This window comes from Rheinheimera baltica DSM 14885 (assembly GCF_000425345.1).
Classification (GTDB): Bacteria; Pseudomonadota; Gammaproteobacteria; order Enterobacterales; family Alteromonadaceae; genus Alishewanella; species Alishewanella baltica.
On the sequence record NZ_AUDG01000014.1, the window covers coordinates 16,440 to 40,077 of the forward strand.

At 46.9% G+C, this 23,638-nt stretch carries 15 protein-coding genes; 5 read left to right on the forward strand and 10 right to left on the reverse strand.

Annotated features, from left to right (window positions below):
* Positions 1-17 precede the first annotated feature (17 nt).
* A complete protein-coding gene (locus H595_RS0107080) occupies positions 18-2,876 on the reverse strand; it encodes a ligand-binding sensor domain-containing diguanylate cyclase (RefSeq protein ID WP_027670587.1) in 2,859 nt (952 codons plus the stop codon).
* 225 nt (positions 2,877-3,101) lie between these two features.
* Between H595_RS0107080 and H595_RS0107085 the strand changes: the two genes are divergently transcribed.
* Positions 3,102-5,111: a PhoX family protein gene (locus H595_RS0107085; RefSeq protein ID WP_027670588.1), complete on the forward strand. Its 2,010-nt coding sequence runs from the start codon at positions 3,102-3,104 to the stop codon at positions 5,109-5,111.
* A gap of 3 nt (positions 5,112-5,114) precedes the next feature.
* Here H595_RS0107085 and H595_RS21785 read toward each other — a convergent pair whose 3' ends face one another.
* The 4 genes from H595_RS21785 to H595_RS0107105 all read right to left on the reverse strand — a co-directional run bounded on the left by H595_RS21785 (position 5,115) and on the right by H595_RS0107105 (position 10,565).
* Positions 5,115-7,553 carry a putative bifunctional diguanylate cyclase/phosphodiesterase gene (locus H595_RS21785; protein ID WP_084153510.1) on the reverse strand — a complete coding sequence of 813 codons (2,439 nt, stop codon included), beginning with the start codon at positions 7,551-7,553 and terminating at the stop codon, positions 5,115-5,117.
* Between the two features lie 5 nt (positions 7,554-7,558).
* The gene (locus tag H595_RS0107095) at positions 7,559-8,749 is read right to left on the reverse strand and encodes a porin family protein (RefSeq protein WP_240474841.1); all 1,191 of its coding nucleotides are present in this window, start codon (positions 8,747-8,749) and stop codon (positions 7,559-7,561) included.
* A complete protein-coding gene (locus H595_RS21790) occupies positions 8,739-9,146 on the reverse strand; it encodes a type 2 periplasmic-binding domain-containing protein (protein WP_037053977.1) in 408 nt (135 codons plus the stop codon). Before H595_RS21790 ends, H595_RS0107095 begins: the two co-directional genes overlap by 11 nt.
* A gap of 162 nt (positions 9,147-9,308) precedes the next feature.
* Positions 9,309-10,565 carry a DEAD/DEAH box helicase gene (locus H595_RS0107105; protein ID WP_027670590.1) on the reverse strand — a complete coding sequence of 419 codons (1,257 nt, stop codon included), beginning with the start codon at positions 10,563-10,565 and terminating at the stop codon, positions 9,309-9,311.
* 278 nt (positions 10,566-10,843) lie between these two features.
* Here H595_RS0107105 and H595_RS0107110 point away from each other — a divergent pair, with 278 nt between their 5' ends.
* From H595_RS0107110 to H595_RS0107120, 3 genes are all read left to right on the forward strand, one after another.
* Positions 10,844-11,659 (forward strand): Npun_F0296 family exosortase-dependent surface protein, encoded by an 816-nt coding sequence (locus tag H595_RS0107110; RefSeq protein WP_027670591.1) that lies wholly within the window; start codon positions 10,844-10,846, stop codon positions 11,657-11,659.
* Between the two features lie 181 nt (positions 11,660-11,840).
* Positions 11,841-12,929, forward strand: a complete 1,089-nt coding sequence (locus tag H595_RS24680) for a methyl-accepting chemotaxis protein (protein ID WP_027670592.1) — start codon at positions 11,841-11,843, stop codon at positions 12,927-12,929.
* A 136-nt stretch (positions 12,930-13,065) separates the two neighbouring features.
* Entirely contained in the window at positions 13,066-14,430 is a 1,365-nt protein-coding gene (locus H595_RS0107120; protein WP_051219775.1) for a hypothetical protein, read from the forward strand.
* A gap of 1 nt (position 14,431) precedes the next feature.
* On the opposite strand, the gene H595_RS24265 is transcribed toward H595_RS0107120, so the two are convergent.
* From H595_RS24265 to H595_RS0107135, 3 genes are read right to left on the reverse strand one after another with little or no spacing between them, the layout of a single operon-like run.
* The gene (locus H595_RS24265; RefSeq protein WP_169338543.1) at positions 14,432-14,584 is read right to left on the reverse strand and encodes a DUF5989 family protein; all 153 of its coding nucleotides are present in this window, start codon (positions 14,582-14,584) and stop codon (positions 14,432-14,434) included.
* Complete coding sequence (locus tag H595_RS0107130; protein WP_037053980.1) at positions 14,584-14,988, reverse strand: SxtJ family membrane protein; 405 nt, start codon at positions 14,986-14,988, stop codon at positions 14,584-14,586. The genes H595_RS24265 and H595_RS0107130 overlap by 1 nt, the downstream gene beginning before the upstream one ends.
* A gap of 3 nt (positions 14,989-14,991) precedes the next feature.
* On the reverse strand, positions 14,992-16,836 hold the full coding sequence (locus tag H595_RS0107135) for a carbamoyltransferase family protein (protein WP_027670595.1): 1,845 nt from the start codon (positions 16,834-16,836) through the stop codon (positions 14,992-14,994).
* A 100-nt stretch (positions 16,837-16,936) separates the two neighbouring features.
* Between H595_RS0107135 and H595_RS21795 the strand changes: the two genes are divergently transcribed.
* Entirely contained in the window at positions 16,937-18,655 is a 1,719-nt protein-coding gene (locus H595_RS21795) for an SGNH/GDSL hydrolase family protein (RefSeq protein WP_051219776.1), read from the forward strand.
* Here the strand turns inward: H595_RS21795 and H595_RS0107145 are convergent.
* The gene (locus tag H595_RS0107145; protein ID WP_027670596.1) at positions 18,652-20,160 is read right to left on the reverse strand and encodes a tryptophan halogenase family protein; all 1,509 of its coding nucleotides are present in this window, start codon (positions 20,158-20,160) and stop codon (positions 18,652-18,654) included. The genes H595_RS21795 and H595_RS0107145 overlap by 4 nt on opposite strands.
* A gap of 78 nt (positions 20,161-20,238) precedes the next feature.
* Entirely contained in the window at positions 20,239-23,253 is a 3,015-nt protein-coding gene (locus H595_RS0107150) for a TonB-dependent receptor (RefSeq protein WP_027670597.1), read from the reverse strand.
* Positions 23,254-23,638: the final 385 nt, after the last annotated feature.

Sequence of the window (23,638 nt, forward strand, 5' to 3'; positions counted from 1 at the left end):
AGAGGCGTGTTATTCAACTACTCATCAAGCTGATAATAGCACCAGGGTTGTTGTTGCTGCTTGCTGATATACATCGCCTGATCGGCCTGACTCAGTAGCGTATCGGCATTAACCTGATTGCCATTATTAAAGATACTAATACCAATACTGCAACTGAGTTTTAGCCTGGTTTCTGGCGCTAGCTGGTATTCCTGGCACAAGCTTTCACTAATTCGCTTCACCGTTGTATCAAGTTCCGGCTGATGCTTAATATGAGATAAAATCACCACAAACTCGTCCCCCGCTAAACGGGCGGCAAAATCAGTCTCACGAATTGCGTGCGTTAACCGCCCGGCAACCTGAATAAGTAACTGATCACCTGCTTCATGCCCACAGCTATCGTTCAGTTGTTTAAAGTGGTTTAAGTCAAAAAACATTAGCGCCAGTTGATGCTGACTGCTTCGACTTTGCTGCAACCGACGCTGCAGTTCATGTTTAAAATAGCGCCTGTTTGGCAGATGCGTTAACGCGTCATGGTTTGCTACCCTTTTTAATGCGCTAAGTCGCCACAGTAAAGACCATAACGCCAGCATTAATAAGCTCATAATGCCAAGTGCATATAGCCATTTTGCCACACGCGTTAAATACCAGGGTGCAGTAAGCGTTAACTGAATGTCTGTACTTTGTTCACTCCACAAACCGTCAGCATTAGTAGATCGAACCTTTAACACATAATCGTCATACGACAATCCACTTAGGCTAAGCTGATTACTTAACATGGGTTGCCAGTCGTTCATCAATGGCTGAAGTTGATACTGATAACGGATACGCTCAGGACTAAAATAGTCTAATGCAGCAAACTGGAACGCATAATAGCTGGCCTCTGGCGGTATAGTAAGTTGATTATTGTTCACCACAATCTGTTCAGTCATTAACTGAGCAGCTGTTAGATGCAGTGGCGGAAAAGCTGCATTATCAACCAGAGCATCTTGCTGGAAGAAAATCAGCCCCTGATTACCGCCGAACGCCTGTAAGTTACTGATTTGCTTTAGAGATGCATTGGCATGAAACTCCATATCAAGCCAATGCAAGTGACGTGACAAACGCCGCACGTGCAAGTTTGCAGGGTTTATTTCACTTAGCGTTTTCATGCCGGTTAACCACACTCTACCATCAGGTGACATAGCCAATGCCCGCAGTTGGTTTTCTGGCAAGCCATCACGGTCAGTAAGCTGTTTGATTAGCTGCCATTGTGTTTGATACTGTTTAAGTACCAGTAAACCATGGTCCTGAGTGCTGGCCCATATTTGCTTATCCACCTGTAGTAAACTGGTGATATGTAGTGGCTGAGCAGCCAGCTCCGGTAATTGTTCTGCCAACGCCGTAAGCTTGCCATCGTCAAGCTGGAACAAACCATTGTCGGTAGCGATCAAGTAACCCTTAGCCAAAGGCAGCATGTCGGTAATGTAGTCTGCATGATCAATTTGGCTATGCAGCAAATACTGCTGACTGGCTAAATCGTAAACGGCAAAATAACCACCATAATAGCCCATTAATAGCTGCTGCTGATGTTGCCGCAAACTATATAAAGCACTAGCCCTGCCCGTTTTATGCCATGGAGGTGAAGGCCAACTGCGTACCTGAGCGGTATCGGGTGAAAACACCAGCAACCCAAGATTAGTGGCCAGAAGGATCTCATCAGCCAGCACATGCATGCCCCAAATCACCGTACGAGGCAACTGCCCTGGTGCATCACCACTGTTATAAACCGTAAGTTTATGCTGTTGCAAATCATAAAGATTAAGGCCGTTCTCGCTACCGAACCACAGATTATTTGCGTCCAACGCCAATGACCAAATATGTTTGTTGCTAATTTGCTGATACTCGCCAATGTGGCGAATGGCTTGGTCAGATAAATTCGCGATCGCAAGGCCGTTGGTGGTTGCAATCCACAATTGTTGCAGATTATCCATGTAAAGCTGGCTAATGTTATCGTGCGGCAAGCTGTATTGGATTTGTGCATGATGCTGATAATGCTCAATTTTTTCATACTTTAAAGATAAGCCACTGATACCGTTATAAAAATAGCCAATCCAAAGTGTTTCACCTTGTGTTGCCAAGGACCAAATACTATTACTCTTTAGTCCATCCGTTTTTAACCACTGTCTAACAACCTGGCCTGTGGCAGGATCAAACGATAGAAGCCCATCTCCGTCAGTTGCAAGATAAAACCTATCGCCGATCACAAGCGCATCAAAAATACGTTGCTGACGAACGTCAACATCTGCGCCTCCTTCCAGCTCTACTGCTGTTGTATCACCAGTTACCGGATCGACGACAAACAACCCCTGCTTGTTACCAAGCCACAATTTTCCCGCATAGCTCAGTACTACTTTCACCTCCAAGTCACTGGCATAATGCTGCACAACACTGCCGTCCTCTGCAAGCCGGAACAGCCCCTGATCGGTGCCTACCCATAGCCCAAGCGTAGGATCTTGAAATAAATATAATACCGCAGGCGCAACCGCCATTAATGGCACATGCTTAAACTGCTGTTGGTTCTCATCGAATAAAAACAGCCCTCGAACAGTACCAACCCATAATTGTTGCAGCTGATCTTCGAGTAAACTCATTACGTCATTGCTAATCAGGCCGATATCCGTTTCGATTTGATAATTGCTAAAATTTTTGCCGTCAAACAGGCTAAGGCCGCCTTTAGTCGCGATCCAGATAAAGCCATCATGGCGTTGTAAAATACGATTTATATAGGCGGAGGGAAGGCCATCTCTTACTGTGAGACGCCTTAGGTGTAACTCGCTCGCCGCCAGTTGCACAGTATCAGCAAGGGCACTGCAAAACGGCAAACTACAAAGTAGCAGAACCAGAGCAATTCTCATTGATGCTCAACGTCAGATTACAGATTACATCACCTTAGCAAAGGCCACGGTTTTATTCAAAATAATGCCGTTACTATACTTATGAAATCACAGTACAAAAGTAAAAGAAAGCAGTGCAAAAACGCATCACAAATCACAAAAATGCTATTTTACTGTAACTAAACTGCCATTAATTACCGGTTAAATGGGGCCACCTAATAATCCGTTTTATTCCGGAGCATAATAATGTCAGACCAAAGCAAGCACGTAAGCATCGACAACTCAGGCGTGGACCCACAAACAAACTTCTCACTAAACCCTACTTTTGCCGCCATTGTTGACAGCCGCATGGCGCGTCGCAATTTTTTAAAAGGTAGCGTTGGTGCTGCCGTTGCGGCCTTTATCGGCGGTTCGCTAGTGGGTTGCAGCAGCGATAATGATGATGAACCGGTTGCCGTTGTACCACCGGTGACAGCAGCCCCCTTACTGGGTTTTACAGCCATTGCCACGGGCCGCGCCGACAGCATAGTAGTACCAGAAGGCTACACCGCGCGCGCATTTTTACCCTGGGGTACCCCGCTAACTGGCAGCTACCCCGCGTTTTTAGCTGACGCCAGCAACACAGGCGAAGATCAAGAGCAACAAGTAGGTATGCATCATGATGGCATGCACTTTTTCCCAATTGATGCGCGCAGTAACGGTGAAAGCTCAACAGAGGGCTTGCTGGTATTTAATCACGAGTACATCGATAACAACCTGGTACACACTAACGGTATTGAAACTGTGCCGCGTATTGCCGATGAAGCACGGAAAGAAATTGCTGCTCACGGCGTGTCTGTTGCTCACATACAACAGCAAGCTGATAGCAGCTGGGCGTTAGTAAATAACAGCCCATTTAACCGCCGCATTACCGGAGCCACACCAATGGAACTGGCTGGCCCCGTGCGTGGAAGTGCTAACGTTGTCACTAAATACAGCCCGGATGGCAGCCGTACCCGTGGCACGCTAAATAACTGCGGTAATGGTTATACGCCTTGGGGCACCTATTTAACGTGTGAAGAAAATTGGGCTGGTTATTTTGTCAATACCGACGCTGATAAGCCTCGTGAGCATAGCCGCTATGGCGTATCTGGTAGCAACGGTCGCTATTTCTGGGAAACCGCAACTCCCACGGCAGATCAGTACCAACGCTTTAATGCCAGCAAGGTTGGTGCAGATGCTACAGAAGACTATCGCAACGAACCCAATACTTTTGGCTGGATAGTGGAAATTGACCCGTTTAACCCAGACAGCGTACCGCAAAAACGTACAGCATTAGGTCGCTTTGGGCATGAAGGTATCATTTTTGGCAAACTGGAAGAAGGCAAACCAGTAGTACTGTATTCCGGTGACGATTCCAGGTATGAATATATATATAAATTTGTTTCCAGCGCGCCATATTACAAAACCACGGCCGGTGGCCACCTACTAAATGATGGCACCTTGTATGTCGCACGCTTTAATGACGACGGCAGTGGCGAATGGCTACCACTTGATATCAATAATACCGACTTTGCGACTAAAGCGGCTGAGGCTGGCGTGAACTTTAACGATCAAGCCGATGTGTTGCTTAATACCCGTTTAGCCGCAGATATAAGCGGTGCAACCAAGATGGACAGACCTGAATGGGGTGCCGTTCACCCAGAAACCGGCGAAGTATATTTCACCTTAACTAATAACAGCCGTCGTACCGAGGAGCAAACCGATGCGGCTAACCCTCGCGCTGCCAATGTGACTGGCCATATTATTCGTTGGAATGAACGTGATACGCAAGCAGCGACCACATTTGACTGGGATATATTCCTATTAGCCGGTGACGTAGGTACCGCAACACCCGGCACCGAATTAACATTAACGGCTGACAACCACCTGGCTAGCCCCGATGGCCTATGGTTTGATAAAAATGGTTTGCTGTGGATCCAAACGGACATGAGCGGTTCGCAACAAGGTGAAGGCCCTTACGGCAATAACCAAATGTTGGTTGCCGACCCGGTGACACGTAACATTAAGCGTTTTCTGGTAGGCCCTACTGATTGTGAAGTTACGGGTATCAGTGCCACGCCGGACATGAAAACACTGTTTGTTAATATTCAACACCCGGGTGACAGGTCCAAGCCCGACAATTTCACCAGTCACTGGCCAGATGGTGGTAACAGCCGCCCACGTTCAGCCACTGTTATTGTGACAAAAGATGATGGTGGAGTTATTGGTAGTTAATGCCTAATGTTCTGGCCGGCGCAATAACGCTGCCGGCCAATTTTGTTGCAGTACCTGTTCACGCACAAAGTCGGCTAACTGCGTTTCGGGTATCGGCCTGGATAAATAATAGCCTTGAGCTAAATCGCAGTGATATTGCTGCAATAACTGTAAATGCGCTAAGCTCTCTACGCCCTCAGCCACCACCTGCAAGCCAAGCTTTTGAACCATAGCAATAGTTGACACAATGATCTGATAGTCTGACGAGCTTTCAAGCATGGCCATCACAAAACTTTTATCAATTTTTATAGTATCAGCTGGCATTTGCTTGATGTAGTTTAACGACGAGTAACCGGTGCCAAAATCATCAATAGCAAAACGAAAACCCATTAATTTTAACTGATGCATCGCATCCAGCGTTTGACTGACATGGCTGACTAACGTACTTTCGGTCAGCTCCAGCTCAAAATGTGAAGCGCTTAACTGATACTTCTGCAAAATATCAGCTAACCGAAGCGCGAAATCAGGCTGCAAAAACTGATCAGCTGCAACGTTTACGGCAATAATCACGTCATGCAATCCCAGTCCCATTAGATCGAGATAACGCTGACAGCTGCGTTCAAATACCCAATACCCTACATCAACAATAAGCTGGGTTTGCTCCAGAACACTAATAAATTCGTCTGGTGGCACCAAACCTCGCGTCGGATGCTGCCAGCGTAACAATGCTTCAAAACCAAACAAACGTCCACTGCGTAAGTCGACTTGCGGCTGCAAACTCAAACTAAACTGCTGCTGCGAAATGGCCTGACGTAACTCGACCTCTAACTGCAAGCGGGCAGCCAAATCCGACGACATTTTTTCATTAAAAACAACGTAACAGTTTCGACCATTATTTTTTGCCTGATACATCGCCAAATCAGCCTGACGAATCAGCTCATCCCCGCCGTACTGCGGATTATTGGTATAGCTAATGCCAATACTGGCACTCAGTGTCACCGCAACATGTTCAAGGGTAAAGGGAGTGGTAAATTGCGCCATCACACTAACTGCCAATTCTTCAATCTGGCTTGGTGAATCAAGGTGAGATAACACAATAACAAACTCATCGCCACCAAAGCGACACACCACCTCAGCCGCAGACGTTACAGCGCGCAGCCTCTGGCTGGTTTCAATTAACAACTGGTCGCCAATGGCATGACTTCGACTGTTATTAACCGTTTTAAATTTATCCAGATCAAGAAAAAGCAAGCCGACATAACCGGTGCGTTGCGCTAACGATGCCAGCGCCTGCTGGATCTGATACTGCAGCATATTGCGATTTGCCAAGCCGGTTAACGTATCGAACATCGCCATCCGTTCCAAACTTGCCGTATTGTCAGCCAACTGCAAATCAAGGTGTTCAAGTTCGTGACTTAATCTCAGCACCGAGTCATTAAATGTATTGAGTTCATCCTGAAACATACCCGGTTTACCAAGGCTTTGCTGCCTAAACTCTGCGTAACGCCGTTGTGCTAGCAAAGGTAGTGCAGCGGCGAGCTTCAATATCCGGCGGCTGATACGCCGCGTGATATACAAAATCAGTAATAGCACGGCAATAAAGCAACTACCGGCAACAGTGAAAATTTGTTGCTCATAGCGTTGTTTGTCTTGCATTCCCTGAGTAACATCTTCAACCATCAGTAAAAAATGCGTCTCTTCAGCTTGTTGATTTAGTGGAATAAGATGCAAAAAATAACTACTGTTATCGAAAAAGATAATAACGCCATCACGTAAAATCGTGTCAACGCTCATATCATCTGGCACATATTGCGCAATACGTCTCATCTGCTCATGATCGGAAGCCTGCAACACTGCGAATTGCTGCGCCAAAGTATCACCTGGTCGACGTTTTAGTATTGCCACTTCAGTGCTTAGCGTTCGATGCAAGCTAAACAGGACATCCGTTAACGTGGTTTCCAGTACCAAAATAGCAACATCACCGTGGCTATTGAGTAAAGGTAAGCTAAGCGATTTAGTACAATGCTTATCGCAATGGATGTTAGATATTGGCCTCTGTTCAAGCAGGGTTTGTTGCACCAACGCGTGCGCATCATCTTGTGCTATATCGCCTTGACGCAGCTGTACTTGCCCATCGTAAAATAGACTAAACCCTTGAACGGCATAATTCATTTGTAAAGAGTCAGCTTGCAAAGCTAAAGCGTGCGAAAAGTCGCCGAAATGTGCTGCTTCATGTAAATTCTGTAAATCAGCAAAGCTTTGCATCCAGCTTAACAACTGCTGGTCAACTGACTGATTATAAAGTTGGAAGTACTGCTGTCCTTGAGCTTTACGCTGCGCTTGCTGCCGGTTAAACTGCTGATTCATATGTAGTAATGACAAACTGGTAAACCAAGTAATCAATACCAGCAATATACTCAGCAGCAAAATGAGCATTTTCCACGACAAGCTTAGATAGCGCATCGCTGTTAGAACCTATACATCAACTGCACAGCATACAGCTGCCAGTACTCTCGGGTGTTCACCGCTAAGTTTGGTATCACTACCGGGGCAACACGGCCAGTCCCTTCCATCCAATGTATTTCGGCACTTAGCTGTAGCGTCGGGGTGAAGTCGTAACTTAAACCTGTCCCTACAGAATACTGATAGGCAAAATAAGCCGGTACTGTTCCACCGCTGTTTTGACTAAACAGGGTTCCACGACGGTCATCTTTATTGAGCACCATATAATCCAGCGCCATAAACCACTTTAACTGTGAAGTATGGCGATACTGAGCCAACAAGTAGGCCCCCTGCCCCATTTGATCTTGATGAAATTGAGGTGCAAAAAAGCCATCAATCAGCAAACGTTCTTGCTGAAGCTCAGTGGAGAACTCCCATTTTTCTAACTGGTAGCGCACATTTGCCATAACACGCTGCACTGTAAAATCTGCTGGCGCAAAAATATCATCAACAAGCGCTGTATAGCTAAAATTTGAATCTAACAAAGACACACCAAAAGTAAGTCGGCTCATAGCAGGCTGCCAATACACGCTAGCTTGATGTACAAAATCTTGTTTAACTGATCCCCGTACCGCAGCCCCTAATAAAGTTCGGGTTTGTTGATCAGAAATAGGTGCAGAACCCCAACTCCAGTTGAACGTAACGTCACCTACATCGCCGTTATGGCGGGCTTGCATGGCAATACCATCACTACCAACGGCAATATCGCGAAAAGCATCAAAGTAAACTGATTGTGGCAAAACAATAGAAGGGCGGGTAAAAGGGACATCGCGTGTACTGGAATATAACCAATGCTGATTTTTAAACCGACCTATATAGATATTAGCTTGCCAATCTAAAGAGTTATACAGGTTCCAATCGGCAAATAAATAATCTAACCGCATCCCTGGCGGATAGCGGTTACCGCCATTTAAATACACTACCTGACCGGCAAGGCTAAACGATGGCGACAACGAAATGCGACTATTTAGACCCAGCTCTGTCAATTCCGCAGACCAGCCTTCATCGTTATTTACAAAACTACTGTGCTTAGCATTAATGAGCCCTTGGGCAACAAAACCATTCCATTCAACATTGGCATCCTGTGCCCAGCTCAATTGCAGTAATATAGACATGCAACTGGCCACTGCAGTTGCAAAAGCATACTTAGTAGTCAATGCGAAGCTCCTTTAATCCAGCGTCTGGGCTTTGTTGCTCAATGTAGCCAATGCTACCCGGTGTGTTGGACAAGATACGCAGCATGGCATCGAAGTCTTCGGCGACTACAGGGCGATTACCGATGCCAGAAAAACTCAATTTGTCCCAGATATTGTTCAGCTGATAAGGAAATAGTCGAAGTTGCTCCCGACTAAAGCGCTGATGAAGTTCATTGGAAGCTGGCAGGATAACAACCGTGATTGGCGAGCCATCCGGCCATTGCGTCTGGCGCATAGTAAAAATACCACGGAGCTGCGGTTGAGTAAGCGCATCCAGCGGTACTGACGTATTGACAACAACCGAAGTGGCGCTAAGCCAACACGGTGTTAAAAGGCATAATAACAGCCAACTTTTCATGTTTTTACCAAGGTAACTTGGTTAAAACGCTGTATACAGTGCGCTTCATCGTTAATATGATACTCGAATTAACGCCCACGAAAACCGCAGGCACTTTTACGAAATATCATTCTAGCAGAGCTACTTAGATTATGCCGTGCTAGTGCTGAAACAAATTAATGATTATTTTACGCGCTGTTGCAACCGGCCATTTACAGGACGCTGCCCATCGCGGTGTCCAGTCTTAGCAATCTTTGGTTTTTTGGGCTTGTAAGGTTTAGCATTCGGCTGTGATTGTACCAAAGCATTTACTGGTGCAAAGCCTTCCATCACTTGCCGCGGGATCTGTTGTTTAATCAGGCGCTCAATACCTATCAGCTCTTTGGCTTCGTCAGCACACACCAGTGAAATGGCATGCCCGGCGGCCCCCGCGCGTCCGGTACGGCCGATACGGTGCACATAATCTTCGGCTACATTAGGCAATTCAAAATTTACTACCTGTGGCAATTGATCGATATCCAAACCTCTGGCGGCAATATCGGTAGCAACTAAAGCTCTGATTGTACCGGCTTTAAAGTCCGCTAATGCTTTAGTGCGAGCGTTCTGGCTTTTGTTACCGTGAATAGGGGCAGATTTAATTCCTGCGGCATCCAGGTGCAAGCTCAACTTATTCGCCATATGCTTTGTTTTAGTAAAAATAAGCACTTGCTGCCAATTATTGTCACTTATCAGCTTAGTGACTAAAGCCGCTTTACGGTTTTTATCAACCGGGTATATCAGCTGCTCAACACGCTCAGCGGTGGTATTAGCCGGACTTACTGAGACCTCTAACGGGTCATTCACCAAGCCTTTCGCTAATTTGCGGATATCATCAGAAAAAGTGGCTGAAAACAGCAAGTTTTGCCGTTTCTTTGGCAGCAAGGCCAGCACTTTTTTAATGTCATTAATAAAGCCCATATCAAGCATACGGTCGGCTTCATCCAAAACCAGCACTTCAAGCTGGGTAAAACGCACCGCATTTTGCTGATACAAATCTAACAAGCGCCCTGGCGTTGCAACTAAAATATCTACACCGCGACGCAGTGCCATCATTTGGGGGTTAATTTTTACACCACCAAAAACAACAGCACTTTTTAATGTTAAATACTTACCGTACATGGCAACACTTTCAGCCACTTGCGCCGCCAACTCTCGTGTTGGCGTTAAAATAAGTGCCCGCGCCTGATTGGGTTGTACTTTAGGGCCATCTGTTAGCATGTGTAGCAGCGGTAAGGTAAAGCCAGCCGTTTTGCCGGTTCCTGTCTGCGCTGCCGCCATAAGATCGCGCCCAGCCAGTACGGCAGGAATAGCTTGTTGTTGAATAGGAGACGGCGTGGTGTAGCCTTTGTCAGCAATGGCCTTTAACAGCGCCGGTGCCAGGTTTAAATCAGTAAATTGCATGCGATATCCCGCAGTTATTGCTGCGAGCGAAACCTGCCGCAGCTGCAGTTGCCTCCTGTACGAAGGGCCGCGCAGCTTACAGCAAATACCCTATTACTGCGAGAGATAATCGCTTTTGCCGTTGATTTTGTGTCAGATTTGTTTACAGCCACAACGCAGTCAATCGCTTAAAAATTGACCATTTCTCGTATATCCATGCACTTATAGACACTGGCACCCTTTATGCTTTCTCAAATTGGTAAAGTTGTAAATTCGATCTAAAAATTGAGGTGGTTCTTATGAAATACTCTAAACGGATTTTACTTTCATCCGCTGTTTTTGCCTGTTTTTCGTCACAGGCAGCACTAATCGTAAGCTACGGTGGTCAAGCTGCTACTGATGGTTCCGGTCTTACCAGTAATCTGATCGATCCCTCTAACTTGCTTAATCCCGCTAACGGTTTCTTTATTGAAACCTTTGATAATGCTACACAAATGATTGGATTTGGCGTTGGCAGCTCTGCATACAATGACCCAACACAAAACAATCAAATGGGCTGCACCGTTAATGCTCTGTTTGCTGGTTCTGCTATTCAGGTTAACACGTCAGGTTCTGATGCTTTTAACGTTAGAAAAGGCAGTGCTGGTTATGCTGCAACCCCGGCCAATGATACAACATGCTTTGGTTATACCCCGGCACAAGGCGGCACACTGCCATCTTGGATCACCATTGACTACAGTAATATCCTAACTGCAGGTGTTGGTATTAATTACCTTGGCGTTTATTTCGGGTCCATTGATACCTATAACTATATCGAATTTTTTGATGCCGAAGGTAACCTGATAGAAACGTTAACCGGCCCACAAATCTTAGGCAACAATGGTGGTAGCAGCGGTAATCAGGTGCAACCAGGGTCAAACGTCTACGTTAACATTTCTAATTTTGCCGGCACTGGATTCTCCAGTTTTCGCTTTACATCAACAGGGGTAGCCGCTGAGTTTGATAACATTGTTGTAGGCTTATCTAACCGGCCGTCTCAAGTACCAGAACCAGCTAGCTTGTTGCTGTTAGGTTTAGGTTTACTTGGGTTAAATCGCAGAAAAATCAAACATTAAGCAAAAAGCCTAAAGTAACAAAAAGCCAGCACCGCTGGTTTTTTTGTTTCTGGATATCGACCACCGTAATGAATAATGTAAAACATTAATTTCGTTCGCTATTATCAATACGAGTATGGCAGGATAAGCTATGTTTTATCATCCGCAGTATTTAGTCAACGCGAGTAGTTGAGGTGCTTTTATGTTTGGAATAACCACTGGTCTAAAAACCAGAATAGAACAATTAGAACAGCAGTTAGTGCAACAACAAACACTGCATCAACAGGACAAACAACAATGGCAGCAAGAGCTTAACACTTTACAGCAACATATCACCGAGAATGAGGCAGCATATACGTTAAATGTTGAACGCTCGAAGATACAGCTATTAGGTGGCAATATGCTTAATGCTATCCGCGACGCCATCCTGGAAAATTCCGGCGAGTTGGACAACGAAAAACTCGTTTTATCTGAATTGGACGGCTTATTTAACCAAACTCGGTCAGCAATTGGCAATTTGAAAAATCGAGCCAGTCATTTAAACGACCATGCTGAAAAAAGCATGGCAACAGCAGATGCACTTAATGAGTCAGCAACAGGCATCAGCCAGTTAGTTTCCTCAATTCAACAAATTTCAGAGCAAACTAACTTATTAGCACTAAACGCTGCGATTGAAGCGGCAAGAGCAGGAGATGCAGGTAGAGGCTTTGCCGTTGTTGCCAGTGAAGTGCGACAGCTTGCCATTAATGCACATGATGCCAGTGCAAACATTGAACAACTCGTTGCAAAGGTCATCGCTCAGACCGAGCAAATAAAGCAAGTCGTGCTAACCAATCAGCAATGCTCATCAGACATTGGTACATCGTCTGAACAAATAGACCAAGTAGTGTCCCATGTACTAAAAAGTTCCGGCAACATGCAACATGTTATTGGTAATGCCGCTGTCACAGCATTCTTAACTACCGTCAAGCTTGATCATGCAGTATGGAAAAATAACGTGTACCGTATTATCGATAGTAACGACCACACCGCCACCATTGACAGCCATACAGAATGCCGTTTAGGTCGTTGGTATCAAAGTGAAGGCCAGAAATTTGCCAGCCTACCCGCATTTCGTTACATTGAGGAACCCCATAAAGCAGTGCACATAGCGGGTAAAGCAGCTGTACAAGCACTAATGAATAATGACAACGTAAGTATGATTGGTGCTTTACAGCAGATGGAGCAAGCCAGTTTAAATGTGGTGCAAGCCATCGATAACTTGCTACAACAAACTAACAATTCAATTTAGCAGTTTAAACCAGATAGCTTAGGCAATGTCGTTCACGGTTATTGATCGACATTTTTGCTATGTCAGTTTTTATACTCCATCACTCTAGCTTGCGCGGAAGTCACTTTATTCATTATAAAGAATCAGGTATGGTAAAATGTTTTATTTGGGAGAATTACGCTTGCGCACGTCAAAGTTGTCCGCTGATAGCAGTTTTATGCGCGAATTAAAACGCCTGCTGCAAGCATTAACCTCGGTATCTGCCTCTGACAGTCTGGTTAGTCTCCTTAGTGACACCCACCGTTTTTTGCGTTTTGCCAATAATACGCCTGATAGTAATGCGGTAACAACCAAACCAGACTTAATGCAGCAACTTTGGTTTCTGGCCGAGAAGATATTGCGCCTCACTGAAGGCAATAACCCAGCAGATAGCTTGATCCGCTCAGCACGGGTGCTGGGCAGTTTACAACTTACTTCGCCTGAATCGCCCAGACGTTGGCGCGAATTGCAATTTGGCTACAAACTACTCTATCGTGCCGCACTGAGTCTGCGGTTACTTGATCATGCAATACAACACAAGCTATTAACTGACCCTGAGCTTTACCAGCATGAGGCTGTTCGTCGCTATGCCGATGACAACTGCCCTTATCGCTTAAATGTACAAATGCCGTTGGTCGTAGCAGTAATGTTACTGGATAGCGGCCAACTTGATGCTGATGCTATTGCGTTGCTTACCGGCAATGCCGGAGAGCAAGATGCCAGCCGGAGTATGCAACCGAATGAGCGCCAGCAATACCTTAGTTTAAGTGGCGCAGCAATGCACCAGCTGGTTAATGGTGCCTTGCAACTGATACCTTATCGTGGCAATAGCCGGGAGGAAAAACAACAACACCAGTTGCAACAACAAAATAAGATAAATCTTATTAAACAACTACTTAAAGAAAAGAAAACCGGAGATATAACACTTTCTCCCTTATTGGGTTTGCCACAAGTGTACAGCTCTATGGTGTTACCTGGTAGACAACGTTACCAATATGAAGCCCTGCCTAAAGCCAGTTTGTTGCTTAGAGACAGTGTAAATCGTGGACAATTCCCAGCCATCTGGGTAAAGCATTTTTTAACCATTACCGGCATTTTCCCACAAGGTTTTGGTATTACTTTTATACCGATGCAGCACGACAATGCCTTTGCCGGTAAGTACGAGTTAGCCATTGTTAACCAACTCTATCCGCCTACCCCGGCACAGCCACTATGCCGTATTGTTAGCCGTAACTTACAGTATCGCCGAGGCGGTAATAACTGCCATGTAAGCATAGAGCATAACCTGTATTTTAAACCCGCGCGCGTACGCCTATCGGTGATTCCAGAGCAACGCCTGCAGGCGATTCTTGCTCAGCTTAGCGCAGACTGGGAGCCGGGTCAGGTACGCCGCTTTATACCGCGTTGTTGGCAACCACAGCAGTTTTTTAGTCAAAGCGAGCACCAAAACTTGTGGAACAACGCGCTAAATCAAACGTACTGAACTAGAACAGGGTATAAATAAACCCTGCCAGCGCCGATTGCTGACTGGCAACCACTAAGGCGCCCAGTAACGCCAGCAGCACAAACACCGGCAACAGCCAGATTTTTTTCCGCACACGTAAAAATGCCCATAAATCCTGTAAAAATTCACCCATTAAAACGGATCCTTCATATTATCAGCCGAAATATCTTCACTTTGCCGCCAATAGGTATCGGCATTAGATAGCTGAGGTTTGTAATCCAGCTTACCTAACAGACGCAGCACCAGCCCAAGCGGAGTAATAACAACGAAAAATAGCAATGCCAAAATCAGCCGGGTGTTAACCCAACCCATAATATGCGCAAAGCTAAACCAGAGTCGCGCAGGCCAATACAACAACTGAGGTACTAAAATAGCAAAAACAGCAAAGACTCCACCGAGCAACCAAGGCCAAAGTGGCCAGTCGGCGTTAAAAAGCCATGGTAGCACTAAGCCAAACATAACAGGCCAGGCACACATCATTTGCCAGCCAAAACGGCGTAGTGCTTGCGTATCGTTAGCGGCAATAGACATTGTCATTCCTTAATCCGGGCTAAACTGACGCTGCAGAGCCTGTGCGATGGCGTCCTTTGGCTGATCAGCTTTGGTTAACAAGAAATCTTCTAACAATAAATAATCCATATCGGTAGCTAAAAAGCCCGCAATAGCATCAGCTGGCGAACATACCGGCGGCTCGCCACGCACATTAAATGAGGTATTGATCAGCACCGGGCAACTCGTTAGTTGGTAGAACGCTTGCAGCAAGGCATAGAATGCAGGCTGTTGCTTTGCGTCTACCGTTTGCACTCTTGCGCTATAATCGACATGCGTAATGGCAGGCAATGTTGATCTGATCTGGTTGCGCTTCACTAAACCGGCAATCGTGTCGTTAACCGGCAGTCGTTGTCCCTCGGCAATTGCCGCTACCAACAGCATATAGGGGCTTTGCTGACGCAGGTTAAAATAGCGCGCTGCATGTTCTGCCATCACCGCAGGTGCAAAAGGTCGAAACGACTCCCGCTGCTTTATCTTTACATTTAACACGCGCTGCATATCGATGCTACGCGCATCAGCTAAAATTGAGCGGTTTCCCAGTGCGCGCGGGCCAAATTCCATCCTTCCCTGAAAACAGCCAACTACTGCGCCTTGTGTCAATAACTTAGCGACAATATCATTGCGTGTGTCTGCTGCAAGTTGTTGATACGGCAACTGCTGCCGGTGCAGCTCCTGCTCTATTTCTTCATTGCTAAACGCAGGCCCTAACATAGCGCCTTGCATCTGATCAGGTAACATAGCCGCAGAACGCGGCTGTTGATAATACTGATGCCATGCCAACATTGCCGCGCCCAAGGTACCACCGGCATCACCTGCTGCAGGTTGGATCCATAGCGCGTCACACGCCTGCTCGTCGACAATACGGCCGTTGGCGACGCAGTTTAGCGCAACACCGCCGGCTAAACAGACATTACGACAGCCGGTAAGTGACGTGGCATGACGGACAATTTTTAACACCACCTCTTCGACAACCTGCTGTACCGAGCGAGCTAAATCTAGGTGCTTCTGTGCTGGTTCTGTATCAAATGGCAAAGCTGGGCCATCAAACAACGCCTCAAAGTGCCGGTTAATCATGCGCTTACCAACCGGGTAATCAAAATAGCGCATATTCAGGCTAAAACTGCCATCGGCTTTAACGTCAATTAACTCACGGTAAATAACATCAACATAACGCGGCTCTCCATAGGGCGCTAACCCCATCAGCTTATATTCACCTGAGTTGACTTTAAAACCACAGTACTGGGTAAAAGCGGAATACAGCAGACCGAGAGAATGCGGGAAATGAATTTGCTGTAACGGGGTTAATGCCTTACCTTCGCCAAGCCATACCGAACTGGTGACCCACTCCCCCACACCATCCAGACAAAGCACCACGGCTTTATCAAACGGCGAAGGAAAAAATGCTGAAGCGGCATGGGCCTGATGATGCTGACTAAACAGCAATTGTGGCAGCGCGACTTTTTTACTTTCATCATCGTCAAGCAAAGCACCTAGTTCGCGGCGCAGCACCGACTTTAAAAACAACTTTTCTTTTAACCACACCGGCATCGCACGCACAAACGCAGCAAAACCGCGCGGTGCATGCGCCATAAACGTTTCTAACAGCCGTTCAAACTTCAGCAACGGTTTGTCGTAATACACCACGGCAGATACATCAGCCAAACGGATACCAGCCTCAGCCAGGCAATAGCGAATAGCGTCGGCGGGAAAACCAGCATCATGTTTTTGCCGGCTAAAACGCTCTTGTTGTGCCGCAGCCACAATAACGCCATCGGCTAACAGCGTGGCGGCACTATCGTGGTAATAGCTAGAAATCCCGAGAATATATTTCATACAGCAGACAAATCATTTAGTCATGGCTTAACTTAGCGAAAATCCCTAGTATTGGGTAGCTTTTGTTATTGCTAAAACGCTGTTTTGGAAGGGCATACGTATGCAGGTTTGGTTGTTCCGCTTTATTGCTGTGTTATTACCGCTATTATTGCTATTAACTGCAGAATGGCTATTGCGACTCACCTTACCCACTCAAGCGGTACCCCTGTTTATCGAAAACCCGGCACTGCCAGCCTATTGGGTGACAGAGCCCGATATTACCCGGCGCTATTTTACCAAAGACGCGCCGCGCCCACCGGTTAAAATGGAGCCCGGCTTTGTACTACGTGATAAACCTGCCAACAGCATACGGTTAGTGGTTCAGGGTGGCTCTACCGCAGCTGGATTCCCTTACGGCGTAGGGGCTTCATTGGCCGGCATGTTAGAGCAACGACTTAAACGAACTTTACCGAATAAACATATCGAAGTGGTTAACACTGCGCTGTCGGCTGTAAACAGCTATACCTTGCTGGACTTATCTGACGATATTCTTGCTATTGAGCCTGACGCTGTACTGATTTACGCCGGCCATAATGAGTATCTTGGTATTTTGGGGGTAGGCTCAAGTTACCTTACTTCGCAGTCACCCGGCGCAACGCTGTTATGGTTGAAACTACGGAAACTTTACCTGTATCAGCTGTTAGAGCGTGGTTATCAGGCGCTTTTTAGCGAAGCAGAAGCTAAACCAGAACAGCGCCGTACAGTAATGGCCACAGTTGCCCGGCACAAGGATATTGCGCTTAATTCTGCACGTTACGAGGCGGGCCTGGCACAATTTGAACAAAATATGCGACTGTTACTGGGCCGTTATCAGCGCGCTGGCGTTAAGGTGTATCTGGCGACGATTGCCAGCAACCTGGCCAATCAAGCCCCGTTTAATTCAACGTCTGCCAGCACTGAGCAGCTGGCTATACTGCAGACGTTAACCCAGCAGTTAAGCCAACAACCTGATAACCGCCAGGCGTTACAACAACTGGCTGCGCTAAGTAAAGAACAGCAATCCAGCGCTAGTTGGCACTATCAACTCGGCCAGCTCTATCTGCAATTAGCACAGTACGACAATGCAAAACAACAGTTAACACTGGCACGCGATCTGGACTTACTGCGCTTTCGCGCGCCATCTGCCATCAATAATATAATTCGCCAGCTTGCTCAAGAGTTTTACGCCGTATTGGTCGACAGCGAGCAGGCTTTGGCGGCGCACTCTGCGCATGGCATTATTGGTAAAGACATGATGCTGGAACACCTGCATCCTACCATCAAAGGGTATTTTGTCTTAGCGGATAGCTTTTATCAGGCGCTGTACCAACAACGCCAGTTTGGTCAGTGGCCTAAACCGGTACCCGCGGCGCTTGCCTGGCAAGAACGGCCGATATTGCCAGCAGAAGAGTTTGCCGGGCAACTGCGAATTTTGCAGCTAACCGCAGACTACCCTTTTACTGACGCGCCAATAGCCGTGCAGTTTCCACCTGCACAAAACGTGCAGCAGCAACTGGGCCGGCGCTACATTGATGATAGTATTGACTGGCTCGGCATGCTGCAACAGAGCATTCGCCAGTATCATCAGCAAAAAGACGGCGATATGCTACTTAAAAGCCTGAAAATTGTCGCCGATGCGTTACCACACGATGGTGTCGCCAATTTTCAAGCGGCACAAATTCTCATGCAGGCCAGGCGCTACGGCGAGGCTAAAAGCTACTTGCAACGTAGCCTGCTAACACCAACAGCGCCTGCTGAGGCTAAAACCTTGCAGCAACAGCTTAACTCGCTAACACCTTAGTCAGGTTTAAACCGGCAGTGTTGCATCAGGTACTGCTCGTGTCCGGTTAACGTGCTGGCAGTATCAGCCAGATGGCGTTGCATCGCTGCCAAGGTGCGCTGCAGGTCTAGTTCAGTTTTAAATTGTGTCACCGGGGCGGCCTTTGCGGGCACAATATGCTGTCCTAGCAATACTGCTAACCAGCTGTCTTGTTTAAATAAGGCTTTATCGTCGATGCGTAAATGCCCATGGCGTTTAAATAATGCCAATTTTTGCTGCAAACTATCGGGTATTGCCATGTGCTTGCAGTACTGCCAATAAGGGCTGTCATCTCGCGTAGTGGCATGATAATGCAACACAATAAAATCACGGATTTGTTCATATTCCAGCTGGGTTGTTGCATTGTATTCGTCAATATCTTCCTGTTCACAGCTGCTATCCGGAAACAGGCTAACCAGACGCATAATGCCGCGCTGAATAAGATGCAGACTAGTCGACTCCAATGGCTCTAAAAAGCCAGCCGATAAACCAATAGCGACACAGTTTTTCTGCCAGAACTGTTGCCGGTGACCAGTTTGAAAACGAATAAAACGGGGCTCTGTTAGAGGTTTTCCTTCAACAGTTTGCTGCAATAATGTACCGGCTTCATCATCAGCCATAAAACGGCTGCTATAAACATTGCCGTTACCCATGCGGGTTTGCAGTGGAATACGCCACTGCCAGCCAGCATGATGCGCAATAGAGCGGGTATAAGGCCGCAATGAGGGATCCGCCGAGGTTTGCATAGCAACGGCACGGTCATTTAACAAATAATCGGCCCAATCAGTAAAACCCACCCCCAGCGTTTGACCCAGCAATACGCTGCGCAAACCGGTGCAATCAATAAAAAAGTCACCGCTAATTACCTGACCGTCATCCAATAGCAGGTCTTTTATAAACCCATTGTGCGCATGCTGTTGCACGCTGGCAATACGGCCTTCTATCCGCACCACGCCACGCTGCTGAGCATAGTCACGTAAAAAAAGTGCGTAGCGGCCAGCATCAAAATGGTAGGCATAGTCGTAACCGGAAAATAGTGAACGCGAGTCGGTATTGGGTGGCACAAACTTATTACGTTTAGCCAGTTGCCAGGCAGCGGAGAACTCCTGTATTGGCAATGCAAGCCCTTCTTGTTGAGCTTTAAGGTAAAAATAAGGAAACGGAATATAGTCAAAATCGGCACCAAAGCGGCCAAACTGATGAAAATAACTATCGCCCTGCGCGCCCCAGTTTTCAAACTGGATACCTAACTTAATACTGCCATTGCAACGACGGATAAAATCATGTTCATCTATTCCCAGCATGGCATTAAAGCGCTTTATTGGCGGTATGGTGGCTTCGCCCACACCTATGGTGCCAATGTCGTCTGACTCTACCAGTGTTATCTGCACATTACCCTGTAACTGCGATGCCAGCATGGCTGCGGTCATCCAGCCGGCAGAGCCGCCGCCGGCGATAACAATATGCTGTAACGGTTGTGATGTCATAAAATGCCTCAAAATCTAAACGCTTAGAAAGCAAAAAGCTGCCGCACAGGCGACAGCTTTTACAGGTTAACGCAACGATTAGAACTTAGCGTTTACACCAACATAGTACTGACGGCCATAATACTGAATGGTGCCCGTAGTATATTCTTCGCCGAAGTAAGACCTATTCGGTTCATCAGTTATGTTACTAACCGAGAACACGCCCTGAAAGGTGTCATTAAACTGGTACGATGCCTGATAGTCAACAATCAGCTCTTCCTTAAAGTAAGCCTGCTGGCTTTGCCCTAAGGCAATCTGATCGCCAATATTGTCATCACGGTAACGCACGTTTACACGCGTTGAGAAGACGTCGTTGTAGTCGTAGAACACAGCAGCCGACCACACCACCTTAGATAAACCTGGCAACGGAGACGATTCCGGGGCACCGCCCTGTACTGCCGTAAACTCGTTTTTTAACTCGCTTTCGGTGTACGACACGTTACCGGTGAAACCCAAACCATTAAACGGCTCGGGTAAAAAGCCAAAGGTTTGCGTGTAAGCCAGTTCAACACCGCGGATGTAGCCACCTTCAGCGTTATTAAACTTAGCACTGTAATCACCTGACGTTACCGGCACGCCGGTTTCAGGGTTTACCGCTGGCACGTCTATACCAACACTGGCAAAGTTAAAGTCTGGCTGAGACGTCTGCTGTACGGTCGACTTGATATCTTTATAGAACAATGCTGCAACAATAGCGCCTTCGGTTTCAGTAAAATAATGCTCGTATGACAAATCATACTGCACCGCATAAAACGGTTTTAACGCCGGGCTGGTATTAGCATTTAAATCAGCATAGCGAATACCTTGCTCTACCCGGGTAAAGTCCCATGAACCACCAACCCGCATATCCGGCATTTCAGGCCGCGCCATAACACGGGCAACCGCGAATCGCAGCTGGTCTTCATCAGTCATTTTAAGGTTAAGGTTCATTGAGGGCAAAACGTCTGTATATTCAATACCTTGCTCTACCGCATCATAATTGCAACTTTCAACACCGAAATCATCTGTAATGCAATCGCCGGTACCCGGCTCTGGCGACGACTGCAAGCCGGTACTGCGCTGCTCAGAGCGGATAACCCGTAAACCCACATTACCGTACAGCTGCATATCACCCACAGCCATATCTAAATTGGCTTGAGCATAACCGGCAAAGGTGGTTTCGGTTACTAGGTTAGACTCCAGGAAGCTCCAGGCGTTATCCCAGCTTTTACCGGCTGAGGTATCAACACCATTAGCCAGCAACCAGGCGTTTTCAATCTGTTGGTTATTCACCGCCAGAAAATCACCGTACTGCGCCAACTCACCACCAACATTCATTACGCTGTAGTCACCTGGCTGCAACTGGTAAGGCGCAAATGCCTGGCGGATTACCGGGTTGTCCGGGTCAGTTAAATCCCAGCTCGACACCCATTTACCGTTACGACGGTCCTGGAAGTCACCATCAGAGCCATAGCGATACATTTTACGGTCAAAATCGTGGGTACGTTCAGCCCAACGAACACCGGCTTCAATTGAACTGATATAGTCGCCATCAATGGCATAGTTAAAGTCCAGCTTGGCTGACGTCGCCTCGTTTTTCTCCCGGTTCGGGTATCTTTCCAACGCCGTTACCATCATCCGGTTCGGGTCAGACAAGCCAGCAAGGCTGGCAGCATCGATTGCTATCGTTGGCAGGTTAAGCCCGTTCAGCTCGTACTGCACCGAATAATCATTGGTCGCCAACGGGAAATCGGCACGGGCATCATCAAATAACGCCATCCGCACTACGCTATCGAGGTAAATAGATTTACCGGTAGAGTGCGACACATCAAACGACACCGATAGATCGTCAAGTATCAGGTTAAGGTTAGAACCTACAGACAACACTTCACTGTTAACAGTACGGTCATCTGAAGTCAGCTGGAAACCCATAGGAATATTACCGCCGGGCAAAGGTGCCTGAATTGCATTGCCCGTCGGGTTGCCGCTATAAACGCCGCCGACAATAACGTCGTTATTGGCGCCGGACAATACCGGCTTGGTAAAGCCAAAGTTAGGGCCATCAATTAGCGCGCCTAAACCATCAAAGAAAATACCACGGTCTTTACGCTCAGAATCAAACTTAGAATAAAACGCATCACCCGACCAAGTCAGGGTCTGGGTTGGCATAAAGGTAAACGTCCCTACATAGCCATCACGCAATTCCTTACCGCCACGGGCGTTAAGGTTAAAGCTGGTTGGGACAATATATTTTTTAGCGCCGCCTGCAACCGCATTGCCGTCACAATCAGTTTCAGATGTCACGGCAGGGCCGTCATAAGGTAACAGGCCACAACGTGGTTGCGAATTAACAAACTGGGTAGAAATATTCGGCTGATCAAGTCGGGCATAGCCAAAACCCAGCCCCAGAGTATTATCGAGAAATTTGCCTTGATAGGCGAAACTTAGCCGCGAACCGAATTCATCGGCATCCGGGTGTTCAGAGGCAGTATCGTTATAGCTACCACGCACCTGTACGTTAAAGGTATGTTCTTTGTCGTTCAACAACGGGTTAGCGGTTTTCAGCTCAATGGTACCGGCCACACCGCCTTCAATCAGGCTGGCTTTTTGTGACTTGTACACCTGCGCCGAGTTAATCAGTTCAGACGGATATTGGTCAAACTGTACAGAACGTCCGCCCTGGTTAGAAACCAGCTCGCGGCCGTTTAAGGTAGCAAATACGAAGTTACCAGATAAACCGCGGATATTCAGCTCGCTTGACTGTCCGCCGGTACGCACAGCGGTAACACCGGGCAAACGCGAAATAGAATCTGCAATGGAAACATCAGGCAGCGCCCCCATATCGTCTGCCGATACTGCTTCAACTACCGTATCAGCAAACCGTTTAACATTTAGGGATTCAATTAAACTGCGACGAAAGCCTTTTATTTGGATGACTTCAATATCAGCTGTTTCAACTTCTTGCGCGGGAGCTTGCGGTGCTTCTTGCGCCATTACCAGAGATGAAAAAACTGATAACTGCATTCCCCCGACCAGTAACGCTGCAGTTAGCGCGCTAGGTTTGAACGTTTTCATGTGTGTTCCTCAAACGATAATAGTTATTTTTTGAAGAGTTTCCTTTACAGACTACCGGACAACGCGACATTTATTATTATTAACACCGGTCTATAATCAGTTAAGCACTACTGAGAATAGTCCTATTTTACAAGGCAACACATACACGCATTAAACTTAATGCACAGGGGCATGCTGTGACAACCAGATGCATACGTATTCATGCATAATAACTTTCTTATTTACTATACAAGGTTCGGAGTGTTGATTAGATTTACACCGTTGATGTTTCAATCAACAGCGTTGGACCGTTTTTTGTAAACCCATACAGGCACCAAACACACACACACTCGACAGGGTTACAAAGGACTAGCAAAACCGGTTTGGAGGACAAGGCCAGACTGGA

What these genes read in the sequence shown, in the direction of transcription:
- H595_RS24680 (WP_027670592.1), top strand. Translation starts at nt 11,841, where the DNA reads ATGTTTGGAATAACCACTGGTCTAAAAACCAGAATAGAACAATTAGAA.
- H595_RS21790 (WP_037053977.1), bottom strand. Translation starts at nt 9,146, where the DNA reads ATGAAAAGTTGGCTGTTATTATGCCTTTTAACACCGTGTTGGCTTAGC.
- H595_RS0107145 (WP_027670596.1), bottom strand. Translation starts at nt 20,160, where the DNA reads ATGACATCACAACCGTTACAGCATATTGTTATCGCCGGCGGCGGCTCT.
- H595_RS0107150 (WP_027670597.1), bottom strand. Translation starts at nt 23,253, where the DNA reads ATGAAAACGTTCAAACCTAGCGCGCTAACTGCAGCGTTACTGGTCGGG.
- H595_RS24265 (WP_169338543.1), bottom strand. Translation starts at nt 14,584, where the DNA reads ATGGGTGAATTTTTACAGGATTTATGGGCATTTTTACGTGTGCGGAAA.
- H595_RS0107120 (WP_051219775.1), top strand. Translation starts at nt 13,066, where the DNA reads ATGTTTTATTTGGGAGAATTACGCTTGCGCACGTCAAAGTTGTCCGCT.
- H595_RS21785 (WP_084153510.1), bottom strand. Translation starts at nt 7,553, where the DNA reads ATGCGCTATCTAAGCTTGTCGTGGAAAATGCTCATTTTGCTGCTGAGT.
- H595_RS0107080 (WP_027670587.1), bottom strand. Translation starts at nt 2,876, where the DNA reads ATGAGAATTGCTCTGGTTCTGCTACTTTGTAGTTTGCCGTTTTGCAGT.
- H595_RS0107135 (WP_027670595.1), bottom strand. Translation starts at nt 16,836, where the DNA reads ATGAAATATATTCTCGGGATTTCTAGCTATTACCACGATAGTGCCGCC.
- H595_RS21795 (WP_051219776.1), top strand. Translation starts at nt 16,937, where the DNA reads ATGCAGGTTTGGTTGTTCCGCTTTATTGCTGTGTTATTACCGCTATTA.
- H595_RS0107110 (WP_027670591.1), top strand. Translation starts at nt 10,844, where the DNA reads ATGAAATACTCTAAACGGATTTTACTTTCATCCGCTGTTTTTGCCTGT.
- H595_RS0107105 (WP_027670590.1), bottom strand. Translation starts at nt 10,565, where the DNA reads ATGCAATTTACTGATTTAAACCTGGCACCGGCGCTGTTAAAGGCCATT.
- H595_RS0107085 (WP_027670588.1), top strand. Translation starts at nt 3,102, where the DNA reads ATGTCAGACCAAAGCAAGCACGTAAGCATCGACAACTCAGGCGTGGAC.
- H595_RS0107130 (WP_037053980.1), bottom strand. Translation starts at nt 14,988, where the DNA reads ATGACAATGTCTATTGCCGCTAACGATACGCAAGCACTACGCCGTTTT.